This window comes from Acinetobacter sp. NIPH 2100 (assembly GCF_000369805.1).
GTDB lineage: Bacteria > Pseudomonadota > Gammaproteobacteria > Pseudomonadales > Moraxellaceae > Acinetobacter.
Window position 1 is genome coordinate 793,505 of sequence record NZ_KB850224.1, and the last position, 12,596, is coordinate 806,100.

Below are 12,596 nucleotides of genomic sequence, written 5' to 3' on the forward strand. Positions count from 1 at the left end.
GTCATTTTTTCGAGATACTGTTGGTTTATACTAACAGTATCTTTTTTGAGTCATTCATGGTGCATAAATGGCTTTAGAACAACAACACAACCCAATAACAGATAAAACAAATTCGTACGCCCATCTGAAAGAAAAAACGCAGAGATCATCATTATCTCAACTTGAACTGATTCCTGCTGATGGCAGCATGCATGTAAGTTTTTATTATATTCCACATATGAGCAGCCTTGTAGAAGCGCAGCGTGTTAGAAAAGCCTTACTCCCTTTCTCAGACCTATTGATTGAGCATTGTATTGATTTAGAGGCACGACATTTGGCACTTTATCATCAAGATCCAGTTTCAGAGGTTACGGCAGCATTACAGCGTTTGAATCTTGGTGCGGAATTGCAGCAAACCATGACGCATTATGAACCTTTGGAACTTGCAACAGCGAAACAAGAAGCATCTCAAACCAAATATCAGCAGCAGAATGAAAATATATTCAGCCTGATTCAGCAGTTTTTTTCAGCTGCTTTAGTGCGATTTAGGCAATGGATAAAAGCCATACAAAATAAACAGGATAAGTAAGATGCCAAGATGGATGTATGGCTTGCTGGTGATTGCAGTAGGGTGGTTGCTGTGGACTAAAATGATTAAGCCAGCGCCAGATATTGCCCAGCTAACCACGCAGCAGGGAGTGCAGGTGGTGGCACTGGAAAACTATGAAGGCTCATTTCGGGTGCTTTCAAGAGAAGACTATAACTTAGGGCGTGAAGCTGAATTTTCGCCTATGGATATTGCGGTCGGTTGGGGAGAAATGGCCAACCCCCAGATTTACAAACAGATTGATATTTCTCAAAGTAACCGTTGGTATCATTGGTCTATCGACCATGAGCCACCGATCTCGCTTCGACAGATTGCAATGCAGAGTGCCAATATGCATCTCGTTCCTGCGAATACAACAATCGCAGCGCAAATGAAGAAAATTAAAACAGATGATCTCGTCTATTTAAAAGGCACTTTGATTGAGATTCAGGCCAAAGATGGTTGGCGTTGGAAAAGTTCTTTATCTCGAGAAGATACGGGCAATGGAGCCTGTGAGTTGATGCGAGTGGATCAGATTATTTGGCAGCAGTAGACTCAAATAAACAATTTCTTTTTTCAAACGTTGAGTCAATTTAGATACAGAACACATCACATTTTTTAAAATTCCACAGTACACTACTGCACCTAGGAGGACGACCTCCCTCGAAAGAATCACGTTGGGACGACCCGACACTCGATAAAGTTGAGCGTAATAAAATGGCATGGGCAATTTTAATTTTGGCAGGTATTTTTGAAGTTATTTGGGCATACTCAATGAAGTTGTCCGACGGATTTACCAAGTTAACGCCAAGTATCGTGACCATTGTTTTCATGATTTTAAGTGTGGTATTACTTTCGATATCGATGCGGACTTTACCACTTGGAACGGCATATACCATTTGGACTGGGATTGGGGCAATTGGATCATTTGTTGTTGGCATTTTGATCTTAAATGAACCGATGACGGCTATGCGAATGATTGCAGCCGTATTGATTGTTTCAGGTCTTGTATTGATGAAACTATCATCAAATTAATGGTTTAGGAGAGTGTGATGCAACTGGTATATATGTACATGGACTCCCCAGTGGGTGCATTAAAACTGGTTGCTCATGATCAGGCACTTGTCGCCGTGATGTGGGACAATGAAGATCATAAACGAGTACGACTCTCTGAATTAGTTGAAGATCGTCAGCATCCGATGCTGCATCAAGTTAAACAACAACTCGAACAATATTTTGCAGGACAACGTCAGCAATTCGATTTACCACTTGATTTTCAAGGCACTGCATTTCAACAACAAGTCTGGCAGGCATTATTGACCATTCCTTATGGGGAAACAAGGAGTTATAAAGAGATAGCCGTTCAGTTGGGCAATGAAAAAGCCGTGCGTGCAGTTGGAGCTGCCAATGGTAAAAATCCGATTTCGATTATTGCGCCATGTCATCGTGTGATTGGTTCGAGTGGGGCATTAGTTGGTTTTGCGGGTGGTTTGGATAAGAAGCAGATTTTACTGAGTTTGGAACAACAAATTTAGTTTTTAAAATGTAGATCGTTTGAGTGTTCACTTATCAAGAGTTAGCACAGCCATGTAGTTGAAGCATAACTTTATATGCGTTGTGTATAGGTATTCTTTTACTTTTCAAAGATGAAAAGTAACAAAAAACTTTTGTTGGACAGAGGGCACTTCCATGTAGCCCCTGTCCAACGGGCGGCATCCATGCCGCCTCACGATAGCGACTGCCGCATGAAGAGATTATTAAGATGAATACTCGATTTTCATTTCTTTTTGGAATAAGCTACAGAGGCAAGCTGTAGAATTCTATCTAAACGATTGATAAATAAATTACTAGCATGATGGTGTCTTGCTTAAGGTAGATCAATTGTAGGATAAACCTTCGGTTCGACCTACTTTTGTTTTGGCAAAAGTAGGCAAAACCATTGTCATTCCCAGAACCTGTTGAATTCTTGCACTCTCTTAATTCTGCCGCAGAAACAATATATTGCAGATATCACGCAGGCTGTGAATGACTTTACCGAGTATCTAATGGTGAGGGATGTTTTTATGGTGTGTATTTTCCCAACCTTTTTCTTATTAAATTGAATGGAAGTTTAAAAATGGCTGTTGGTGACGTAACAATGCCACTTATGCATGTGGTGCAGGGTGTAAAAATTGGCTCAACTGAGGCGTATGTACGTTATCCAAATCGACGAGATCTAGTCATTTTTGAATTTGCCGAAGGCTCAAACGTTGCTGGGGTATTTACCCAAAGCGCCTTTGCTGCTGCACCTGTTTTACTCAGTAAAAAACACTTGGCTGAGAACACACCACGTTATTTGATTATCAACACAGGTAATGCCAATGCTGCAACGGGCACCGTGGGTTATAAAAATGCAGAAAGTACCTGTGCCAAATTAGCAGAATTAGCCGGTGTGCAAGCCAATCAGATTTTACCTTTTTCAACCGGTGTGATTGGTGAGCAATTGCCAATTGAACGTTTAGTGCAAGGCATTCAACCCGCATTAAATGATTTAAATGCAGATCGTTGGGCGGATGCAGCATCAGGAATCATGACCACGGACACAACACCGAAAGGCGCTTCTGAACAGTTTGAGCTTGATGGTGTGACCTATACCATGACAGGCATCAGTAAAGGCGCAGGTATGATTCGCCCGAATATGGCAACCATGCTGAGTTTTGTGGCCACCGATGCACCGATTAGCCGCGAACTGGTACAACAGTTATTGCAAACTACAGTTGAGCATTCGTTTAACCGTATTACCATTGATGGTGATACATCGACCAATGATTCTTGTATCTTTGTGGCGACTGGTCTGGCAGGTGGTGCTGAGATTCAGAGCCAAGATGATGCACGTTATCAGCAGGTGCTTGATGTCCTGGCTCGCATTATGAATCGTCTGGCGCAATTGATTGTACGTGATGGTGAAGGTGCTACTAAATTCATTACTGTACAGGTTGAGGGTGGGGCAAATACGCAAGAATGTTGTGATGTTGCCTATAGTGTTGCCGAGTCGCCACTCATTAAAACAGCATTATTTGCTTCTGATCCCAATTGGGGGCGTATTGTGATGGCGATTGGTAAGGCGGGTGTACCAAACCTAGAGAGTAGCAAGGTTCAAGTTTGGTTGGGTGACGTACAAATTTGCTTGGATGGTGGTGCAAACCCTGATTACACGGAAGAGGCTGGTGCTGCGGTGATGGCTGAGAAGGAAATTACCATTCGTATTGACCTTGGTCGCGGTACAGCAAAAGACACGGTTTATACCTGTGATTTTTCTTACGACTATGTGAAAATTAATGCCGATTATCGCTCATAAATTTGCGTTATAATAAAGCCTCCACAGTGGGGCTTTTTTTATAAGCTGGTTTGTGGACGAGGTGATTTATCTCAAATGATCACCCCATTACCCACGTTAAAAGTTTGCAGTGATGCAAGCACGCAGGATAGAGAAGACGTTTTATGAATAATGCGAATTTAATTGCGAACGAAGCCAAAAATATTGTGCAGACGCATTTAGATCGTTTGGGTGAGCCTAAGGACAACAGTCTTAGCCCAGAAGTGAAACAAGAGAAGTTCGCCCAAATTGCAGCAGAGCTTAAAAAACGTAATGCTGTGCTTGTGGCGCATTATTACTGTGATCCTGAAGTGCAAGAGCTTGCTGAACTGACAGGCGGTTGTGTTTCTGATTCATTGGAAATGGCGCGTTTTGGTCGAGATCATCCTGCAACGACATTGGTGGTGGCTGGTGTGAAATTTATGGGGGAGACCTCAAAAATCTTATCACCTGAAAAAACAGTATTGATGCCAACATTGGAAGCAACCTGTTCGCTTGACTTGGGTTGTCCAGTGGATGAGTTCAGTGCATTCTGCGATCAACATCCAGATCATACCGTGGTGGTCTACGCCAATACTTCTGCTGCGGTGAAAGCACGTGCTGATTGGGTGGTAACGTCAAGCTGTGCAGTTGAAATTATCGAACACTTAGATAGCTTGGGTGAAAAAATTATTTGGGCACCAGACCAGCATTTAGGCCGTTATATTCAAAAGAAGACAGGTGCGGAAATGTTGTTATGGGACGGAGCATGTATCGTACATGAAGAGTTCCGTGCCCGTGGTATTGCACAGATGAAAGCACTTTATCCAGATGCAGCGGTATTGGTACATCCTGAATCACCTGAATCGGTGGTGGATATTGCCGATGCTGTGGGTAGTACGTCGCAATTGATTAAAGCAGCACAAACTTTACCGCATAAGCAAATGATCGTGGCAACGGATCGTGGCATTTTCTATAAAATGCAGCAAGCAGCCCCAGACAAAGAATTATTTGAAGCGCCAACGGCAGGTGAGGGGGCTACATGTCGTTCATGTGCACATTGTCCGTGGATGGCAATGAACGAACTTGATGGAATTTTGCATGTATTACAACATGCCGATCAAGAAATACACGTTGACCCGGCGTTGGCTGAAAGAGCGAAATTACCTTTAGATCGAATGTTGAACTTTAGTGCCTCGTTAAAGCGCTAAAGTGCTTGTTAAATATACATTTGATAAGGAAAAGTCATTTTTTTTAAAACTAGGTGTTGACGTGATGCAACGTCAAGCCTAGAATGCACACCGTACCGCACGATGTGCGATACACTAAAAGCTGAAAAGAAATCGGAGCATAGCACAGCCTGGTAGTGCACCTGGTTTGGGACCAGGGGGTCGTAGGTTCGAATCCTACTGCTCCGACCATTTAAAATGTGTTGAAAAACATAGTTTTAAATATCGGCGAAGTATCGTGATAGTATTATCATCGTTATGCGCCTGTAGCTCAGTTGGATAGAGCATCCGCCTTCTAAGCGGATGGTCACAGGTTCGAATCCTGTCAGGCGCGCCATTTGGCAGCTTGGTATATAGAATCAAAGTTTGATGGTGGATGTAGCTCAGTTGGTAGAGCCCCGGATTGTGATTCCGGTTGTCGCGGGTTCGAATCCCGTCATTCACCCCAATTTCGGAGCATAGCACAGCCTGGTAGTGCACCTGGTTTGGGACCAGGGGGTCGTAGGTTCGAATCCTACTGCTCCGACCATCATCTTAAAAGATGAGATAAGAAACCGCTAAGTTAGCGGTTTTTTTGCGTCTGGATTTTTAGTCCTCCCAATCAATTAAATTTTCTAAGTTTTTAATTATTCCCATTACGTAAATGATATATGCATCAATTAAAATTAAGAGAAATAATGTAATTAAAAGATAAGACTCATTGATCCCTCTTAAACCATACCATTCATATCCTGAAACAATTCCGATAATCAGAATGGAAAAAACAAAATAAAGTATAAATACGATGAAAATTATTTTTGGGAGCCATGTCTTTTTTAGTAAACATTTTATTTTTTTACTTTTATAATCAACATTTAATAATATCCAGCGGCTTTGAATATCTGCAGCTCTTAATTCAATATCTCTAACATCACGATCAAGCAATAAAAAGATAAGTTCGAAATTAAACTTAGTTGTAGCAAAGGCTGCATTAGTTTGCCTTTGTATCACGGATTTGGGAGTAGTATTTGAACTATCTTTATATGGGGCATATGTATCATTAATATAGTTGGAGAGAGCATTTGCTTTGTCCGAATGTTGTTTTCTATTTATTTCAAGTCTGTAGTGGGGAAGAGCCATATATTTAAAAACTTGAATTAATGATGTTGAAATAACCGTTATACTTAAAAGAGAAATTATTGTTTGCCAATTAAATTCCATAATGATACCTATATTTGATTTTGCTAAGTGAAAAAATTAATTAGTCTGATTTGACATCGTTATACTTTGATTATTTATATCTCCTATTCTATAAGGCTTGTTGAAATTGTCAGAGAGCAAATTTATGCGCTGAGTGTGAATTAAGGAGCTTATAGTACTAAATATTTTCAAAATAAATTTCACTTGAATAACTCTTAATTTATATTATTTTTATTTTTTTAATTAAAAATCAATTATATATGTTTATTTTAAGGGTTGCAGAATAATTGAAGTTTGAGCATAAATAAGGAAGATTGGCCTTTTGTGTTCTTCTTAGTGGCTTAATTTGTTCATCATGATGATGAGGTAATAGTTTCAGCCATTGCTGATTTGTTGCAACTGCATTGCTTGATTTGGCTATTGCGCTTTGATTGTGATCCAGTTAAGTTGCTTTTATTGATATGAATTGGTTAGACAATTACAACAGTATCTAAACGTGGTGTTCGGCATAATGCTGCCACTTTTTAAAAAGAAAAAACAGAGTATAGCAATGACAGAAACAGCTTTTGATTTTGTAATTATAGGTGGTGGTTCAGCAGGATCGGTACTGGCTGGGCGATTATCAGAAAATCCAAATATTTCCGTATGTTTATTAGAAGCTGGGGGCGATGGGAACAGTTGGTTAGTCAATACCCCAGCTGCGGCAGTGATCAGTATCCCGACTAAAATTAATAACTGGGCTTTAGAAACCATTCCACAAAAAGGCTTGAATGGCCGTAAGGGTTATCAACCGCGTGGTAAATGTTTAGGGGGAAGCTCTGCTGTCAATGCGATGGTCTATATCCGTGGTCACCATAGTGACTATGATCATTGGGCTGCTTTAGGGAATACAGGCTGGTCTTATCAAGACGTATTGCCCTATTTTATAAAGTCAGAGCATAACGAACGTATTCGTAATGAATATCATGGTCAGCATGGACCATTAAATGTTGGAGAGTTGCGTTCGGATAATCCTTATCAAAAGACCTTTATTGAGGCGGCAAAGCAGGTCAATTATCCGCTGAATGATGACTTTAATGGCGCAGAACAAGAAGGACTCGGTGTTTATCAGGTTACACAAAAAAATGGTGAACGCTGGAGCGCAGCGCGTGGTTATCTGTTTCCTTATTTAGGAACACGCCCGAATCTACATGTGATTACCAAAGCTTTGGTGTCAAAAATTGTGATTGAAAATGGTCGTGCTGTTGGGGTCGAATATAAACACAATGGACAAAGCACGGTTGTTCGTGCCAAGAAAGAAGTGCTTTTATCTGCTGGTGCGTTCCAGTCTCCACAAGTGTTGATGTTGTCAGGGATTGGACCTCGCCAAGAGCTAGAAAAACATGGCATTCCTGTCGTTAAGGATTTGGCGGGCGTTGGTGAGAACTTGCATGACCATCCTGATTTTATTTTTGCTTACAAGACCAAGCAGATGGCTGGAACTTTTGGGGTTTCAGTGGGGGGTAGCTTCGATTTAGTGAAGCAGATTGGACGTTATCGTAAAGAGCGTCGTGGTTTGATTACGACCAATTATGCAGAATGTGGTGGTTTCTTAAAAAGTCGTCCAGAGTTGGATAAACCTAACCTACAGTTACACTTTGTGATCGCTGTGGTGGACAACCATGCTCGAACCATGCATGTCGGTCATGGCATTTCATGTCATGTTTGTCTGTTGAATCCGCGTGCACGTGGTTCAGTGAAGTTAAGTGGTAAAAATCCGACAGACCCATTATTAATCGACTTTAAATTCCTTGAGGATGAGCAGGATCTTCAAGATATGGTTGATGGCTATAAAGTCACACAAAAATTGATGCAAGCGCCTGCTTTAAGTGAAAAGATTAAAGAAGACATGTTTACTGCTAATGTTCAATCTGATGATGAAATTCGTGAGATTTTACGTCAACGTGTCGATACGGTTTATCATCCAGTGGGGAGTTGTAAAATGGGTGTGGATGAGATGGCTGTGGTCGACCCAGAGCTGAAAGTCTATGGTGTTGAAGGGCTGCGAGTGGTGGATGCGTCGATTATGCCAACCGTTGTTAATGGTAATACCAATGCACCTGCGATTATGATTGCAGAAAAAGCCGTGGATATGATTCGCCAAACTTGGAAGTAAGAAATTAGAGCTAAGGTGTTTGCCTTAGCTCTTTTCATTTTTAGCAATATTGCGTGGCGTTTCGAGCATGCGAGGGAAGGTGAAATTATAATCTTTGAGGGCATAGCGGAACAGTTGGTTAGCGTGTTGTGATTGTTGTTCGATAATAAAAAATAGTTTAAGTCTAATGATGATAAATAAATTTGCAGTGCTGACTTTATTGCTTCGATATATTGATCTTTAGGTCATAGTTTTTGACAATTATCCTTGTCAGGATTGAGTCATGTGTTGTTTACTTGATATTCCAGCTGATAAAAGTGCTGAAGGTGAACAATTTGAATAAAACAAAAAAGGAATGCATCCTATGAAATCACTGGTTTGTCAGAACGCTGAGTTGAAACTGGAAGATAGTCTTCAATTGATTCCTGCAAAAGGACAAGTATTGCTTGAGGTCGTACGTTGCGGGATTTGTGGTTCAGATTTACATATGCAGCATCACTGTGATCATATGCATGATCTGGCAGCAAGAGTCGGGTTTAATGGGGTTGCCAAATCCTCTGATAAATTAGTTTTCGGCCATGAGTTCTGTGGCAAAGTCTTAGATTATGGTCCAAAAACACGCCGTAAATTGAAAGCGGATACTTTAGTTTGTGCCATGCCATTATTAAATGTTGAATCTCAAGGCTATGCACCAACAGGACTGTCACCCAGTGCTTCAGGGGGGTATGCAGAACAAGTCTTGGTGCAATCCAGCCTAATGTTTGAAGTGCCCAATGGTTTAGACGCAGACAGTGCAGCGTTGACTGAGCCAATGGCTGTTGCCTTACATGCGGTACGTCGTAGCCGAATCAAGAAAAATGAGCCTGCAATCGTGATTGGTTGTGGCCCAGTAGGTTTAGGTGTGATTATTATGCTCAAGGCTGCGGGGGTTAAAACCGTAGTTGCCAGTGATTTTTCACCAAACCGACGTCGCTTAGCTGAACAATGTGGTGCAGATATACTGATTGATCCTAAGCAGCAGTCTCCGTTTAGTAGTTGGAAAGAGCTTGGCTTATTAGGCAATGTCTCTGAAGCGATTAATATGGGCATGGGGATTTTTGACAAGGTTCAGACTTACTCATTACCATGGGTCAATGCCATGCGTGTCGGGGATAAACTCGGGTTATTGCCAAAACGTCCAGTGATTTTTGAGTGCGTGGGTGTGGCAGGGATCATGCAGCAGATTTTGGAAGGTGCACCGTTGTTCTCACGTATTGTGGGGGTCGGTGTCTGTATGCAAAGTGACAAGATCGAACCTGCATTGGCGATTAATAAGGAATTGGAAATCCAATATGTATTGGGTTATACACCGCTTGAATTCCGTGACACCCTACATATGATTGCAGAAGGTAAAGTGGATTGTTCGCCATTGATCACGGGTGTCGTCGGTTTGGAAGGTGTCGGTAATGCCTTTGAGGCGCTGCGTGATCCAGAGCAACATGCCAAAATTTTGATTGATCCAAAACGTGCAGGCTCTGGCATTGAACTGATCAAGTCCTAAATTCTAAAATATTAAAAAGCCGCTTCTATCGAGAGCGGCTTTTTTTATTGGGTTTTGATTTAGACTCATCTGATTAAAAGGTTTTGGTGAGTGAAAAAGTAAGGGTTGAATCAATTGGATTGGAGACTTTGGCATTGGGATTGCCATTGCTGTATTGTTGATAAAAACCGTCTTTATCCCATGCTTTGCTATAGGTCAAGCTACTCGATAAGTTATATGGTAGCTCTTTATTGACCGAAAAACTGGCATCTTGAAAACTGGCTGCTGAAAAATTTTTAATGCGCTGATTGCCATAATGTGCATTTACAGACCAACCTTGAGTGATGGGTTGAAGCCAATTGACATCAAGATAACCTGAGCCACGCGAGTGTTTATTGTTGCCTGTGCCTAAAGTATCTGCGTTATTACCAAAATAGTCTTGGGTGTAGGTAATCGCATACTTCACACTAAGCGGCCCATAGCTGATTTCTGGGATAATTTCACCATAATCAAAACGGGTATTGCCTGTGTCGGCGGTCGTTTTCGCACCTGGATAAAAGTAATAGGCCACTTTGGTACCGACAGTCCAATCACCAAAACTACGGCTATAGCCTGTATACACATCCCATTCCACAGAAGCGTCACGAATAAAATGATCACTCACCGTCGATGCCCATGTGCCTGCATAAAAACCACTACTATGGTTGTAATCCAACCCACCTTGTAAGGCAGGTTTGCCCCAGGTTTGTTGAAAACCACGTGAAATGTATTGGCTGGCAGCGGTAACATTGGCCGAGTAGGGGGAGGTGGTTTCGGTCGCGTGAGTGCTTTGAAAATAAAAAGCCAAAGGTGCAATCAATAATAATTTTTTCATTCTATATTCCCTGAGCGAAGTGACAGCCGAAGCTAAACTTCAGCTGTCACATGTACATCGTGCGCTTTACAGTATTGGACGAAGGGGAGCTTGTCGTACAGGTGCTGTACCCGCTTTGTAATAACCTGCTTCAGAACGTGGCAGCTTTTGTCCACGGATTTTATCGGCAATTTTTTCTGCGATCATAATCGTCGTGGCATTCAAGTTGCCTGTAATGATTAAGGGCATGATTGAGGCGTCGACCACACGTAAGCCTTGTACACCGTGAACGCGACCTTGTCCATCCACTACTGCCATGTCGTCTTCACCCATCTTACAGCTGCATGATGGGTGGAAGGCTGTTTCGGCATGCGTACGTACGAATTCATCCAGTTCAGCATCGGTCTGAATATGTTTACCTGGGCTGATTTCTTCACCACGATACGGATCAAGTGCAGGCTGCGCCATGATCTCACGGGTGATACGGATGGCATCACGGAACTCACGCCAGTCCTGTTCGGTTGACATGTAGTTGAACAGGATGCTTGGATGCTCAAACGGATCTTTTGATTTCAGCTGGATACGACCACGCGAAGGCGAACGCATTGAACCAACATGCGCTTGGAACCCATGTTCTTTCACTGCGTTACTGCCGTTATAGTTAATCGCGACAGGCAAGAAGTGATATTGGATATTTGGCCAGTCAAACTCTTCTGAACTACGGATAAAGCCGCCTGCTTCAAACTGGTTACTCGCGCCCACACCTGTGCCGTTGAATAACCACTCCGCACCAATGGCAGGTTGGTTATACCATTGCAATGCAGGGTAAAGTGAAACAGGTTGCTTACATTGATATTGCAAGTACATTTCCAAGTGGTCTTGCAGGTTTTCGCCCACACCTGGTAAGTCATGTACCACATCAATGTCCATCGATTTCAGGAAATTGCTTTCACCAACGCCTGAGCGTTGCAGAATTTGTGGTGATGCAATTGCACCTGCACAAAGCAAAACTTCACGTTTGGCTTGCGCTTGTTTCATATTGGCTTTATCTGCACCAATAATATATTCCACACCGACGGCCTGTTTTTGATTAAACAGAATTCGGTTGGTGGTGGCATGCGTCACGATGGTGAGGTTTGGGCGACCTTTAGCCAGATCGAGATATCCACGAGCCGTACTTGAGCGACGGCCTTTTGGTGTTACGGTACGGTCCATTGGGCCGAAACCTTCCTGTTGATAACCGTTTAAGTCATCTGTACGTGGGTAACCTGCCTGTACACCTGCTTCAACCATGGCGTGGAACAGCACATTATTGCCATTTTTAGGCGTTGCCACTGAAACAGGGCCTTTATCGCCATGATAGTCATTGCCACCAATATCACGCGTTTCGGCTTTTTTGTAATAAGGTAAACAGTCTGCATAAGTCCAGTCTTCCAGACCTTTCATGGTCGCCCATTGGTCCAGATCCATGGCATTACCGCGGATGTAACACATCCCATTAATCAGTGAAGAACCACCTAAGCCTTTACCACGTCCGCATTCCATACGGCGATTGTTCATGTGTGGCTCAGGATCGGTTTCGTAAGCCCAGTTGTAGCGACGACCTTGTAACGGGAATGCTAACGCGGCTGGCATTTGGGTGCGGAAATCTAAACGGTAGTCGGGACCACCAGCTTCCAATAACAAAACAGTCACGTCTTTGTCTTCAGTCAGACGTGTTGCGAGTACATTTCCGGCTGATCCTGCGCCAATGATAATGTAGTCATATGCTTGAGTATTCATT

The 12,596-nt window shown here is 42.4% G+C and carries 11 protein-coding genes, 4 tRNA genes and 1 pseudogene; 12 read left to right on the forward strand and 4 right to left on the reverse strand.

The features are described from left to right. Nucleotides 1–67: 67 nt before the first annotated feature. The 10 genes from F887_RS14245 (at nt 68) to F887_RS14200 (ending at nt 5,657) form a co-directional block, all read left to right on the forward strand. On the forward strand, nt 68–568 hold the full coding sequence (locus tag F887_RS14245; RefSeq protein WP_005291958.1) for a hypothetical protein: 501 nt from the start codon (nt 68–70) through the stop codon (nt 566–568). Between the two features lies 1 nt (nt 569). Continuing rightward, nucleotides 570–1,118: a hypothetical protein gene (locus F887_RS14240; protein WP_005291961.1), complete on the forward strand. Its 549-nt coding sequence runs from the start codon at nt 570–572 to the stop codon at nt 1,116–1,118. 164 nt (nt 1,119–1,282) lie between these two features. Further along, nucleotides 1,283–1,600, forward strand: coding sequence for a DMT family transporter (locus tag F887_RS14235; protein ID WP_005291962.1), 318 nt, complete (start codon nt 1,283–1,285; stop codon nt 1,598–1,600). A gap of 17 nt (nt 1,601–1,617) precedes the next feature. Then, on the forward strand, nt 1,618–2,100 hold the full coding sequence (locus F887_RS14230; RefSeq protein ID WP_005291964.1) for a methylated-DNA--[protein]-cysteine S-methyltransferase: 483 nt from the start codon (nt 1,618–1,620) through the stop codon (nt 2,098–2,100). 581 nt (nt 2,101–2,681) lie between these two features. Beyond that, on the forward strand, nt 2,682–3,902 hold the full coding sequence (gene argJ, locus F887_RS14225; protein WP_005291965.1) for a bifunctional glutamate N-acetyltransferase/amino-acid acetyltransferase ArgJ: 1,221 nt from the start codon (nt 2,682–2,684) through the stop codon (nt 3,900–3,902). Between the two features lie 143 nt (nt 3,903–4,045). Beyond that, entirely contained in the window at nt 4,046–5,110 is a 1,065-nt protein-coding gene (nadA, locus tag F887_RS14220; protein WP_005291967.1) for a quinolinate synthase NadA, read from the forward strand. A 133-nt stretch (nt 5,111–5,243) separates the two neighbouring features. After that, nucleotides 5,244–5,320: transfer RNA gene (locus F887_RS14215), tRNA-Pro, on the forward strand. Nucleotides 5,321–5,388: 68 nt separating this feature from the next. After that, nucleotides 5,389–5,465, forward strand: a tRNA-Arg gene (locus F887_RS14210). A gap of 35 nt (nt 5,466–5,500) precedes the next feature. Beyond that, a tRNA-His gene (locus tag F887_RS14205) sits at nt 5,501–5,576 on the forward strand. Between the two features lie 4 nt (nt 5,577–5,580). After that, nucleotides 5,581–5,657: transfer RNA gene (locus F887_RS14200), tRNA-Pro, on the forward strand. Nucleotides 5,658–5,716: 59 nt separating this feature from the next. On the opposite strand, the gene F887_RS14195 is transcribed toward F887_RS14200, so the two are convergent. After that, on the reverse strand, nt 5,717–6,328 hold the full coding sequence (locus tag F887_RS14195) for a hypothetical protein (protein ID WP_005291968.1): 612 nt from the start codon (nt 6,326–6,328) through the stop codon (nt 5,717–5,719). Nucleotides 6,329–6,857: 529 nt separating this feature from the next. Between F887_RS14195 and F887_RS14190 the strand changes: the two genes are divergently transcribed. Continuing rightward, the gene (locus F887_RS14190) at nt 6,858–8,462 is read left to right on the forward strand and encodes a GMC family oxidoreductase (RefSeq protein WP_005291969.1); all 1,605 of its coding nucleotides are present in this window, start codon (nt 6,858–6,860) and stop codon (nt 8,460–8,462) included. A gap of 24 nt (nt 8,463–8,486) precedes the next feature. Here F887_RS14190 and F887_RS18450 read toward each other — a convergent pair. Next, nucleotides 8,487–8,579 (reverse strand): annotated as a pseudogene (locus tag F887_RS18450) (NUDIX hydrolase); the annotation flags it as partial. Between the two features lie 226 nt (nt 8,580–8,805). Between F887_RS18450 and F887_RS14185 the strand changes: the two are divergent. After that, a complete protein-coding gene (locus F887_RS14185; protein WP_005291970.1) occupies nt 8,806–9,981 on the forward strand; it encodes a zinc-binding dehydrogenase in 1,176 nt (391 codons plus the stop codon). A 73-nt stretch (nt 9,982–10,054) separates the two neighbouring features. Here F887_RS14185 and F887_RS14180 read toward each other — a convergent pair whose 3' ends face one another. Continuing rightward, complete coding sequence (locus F887_RS14180) at nt 10,055–10,834, reverse strand: TorF family putative porin (RefSeq protein WP_005291972.1); 780 nt, start codon at nt 10,832–10,834, stop codon at nt 10,055–10,057. Between the two features lie 66 nt (nt 10,835–10,900). Continuing rightward, nucleotides 10,901–12,595 (reverse strand): choline dehydrogenase, encoded by a 1,695-nt coding sequence (gene betA, locus F887_RS14175; RefSeq protein ID WP_005291974.1) that lies wholly within the window; start codon nt 12,593–12,595, stop codon nt 10,901–10,903. Nucleotide 12,596: the final 1 nt, after the last annotated feature.

Coding starts and splice junctions, on each gene's coding strand:
- F887_RS14245 (WP_005291958.1), top strand. CDS start 68: ATGGCTTTAGAACAACAACACAACCCAATAACAGATAAAACAAATTCG.
- F887_RS14240 (WP_005291961.1), top strand. CDS start 570: ATGCCAAGATGGATGTATGGCTTGCTGGTGATTGCAGTAGGGTGGTTG.
- F887_RS14235 (WP_005291962.1), top strand. CDS start 1,283: ATGGCATGGGCAATTTTAATTTTGGCAGGTATTTTTGAAGTTATTTGG.
- F887_RS14230 (WP_005291964.1), top strand. CDS start 1,618: ATGCAACTGGTATATATGTACATGGACTCCCCAGTGGGTGCATTAAAA.
- argJ (WP_005291965.1), top strand. CDS start 2,682: ATGGCTGTTGGTGACGTAACAATGCCACTTATGCATGTGGTGCAGGGT.
- nadA (WP_005291967.1), top strand. CDS start 4,046: ATGAATAATGCGAATTTAATTGCGAACGAAGCCAAAAATATTGTGCAG.
- F887_RS14195 (WP_005291968.1), bottom strand. CDS start 6,328: ATGGAATTTAATTGGCAAACAATAATTTCTCTTTTAAGTATAACGGTT.
- F887_RS14190 (WP_005291969.1), top strand. CDS start 6,858: ATGACAGAAACAGCTTTTGATTTTGTAATTATAGGTGGTGGTTCAGCA.
- F887_RS14185 (WP_005291970.1), top strand. CDS start 8,806: ATGAAATCACTGGTTTGTCAGAACGCTGAGTTGAAACTGGAAGATAGT.
- F887_RS14180 (WP_005291972.1), bottom strand. CDS start 10,834: ATGAAAAAATTATTATTGATTGCACCTTTGGCTTTTTATTTTCAAAGC.
- betA (WP_005291974.1), bottom strand. CDS start 12,595: ATGAATACTCAAGCATATGACTACATTATCATTGGCGCAGGATCAGCC.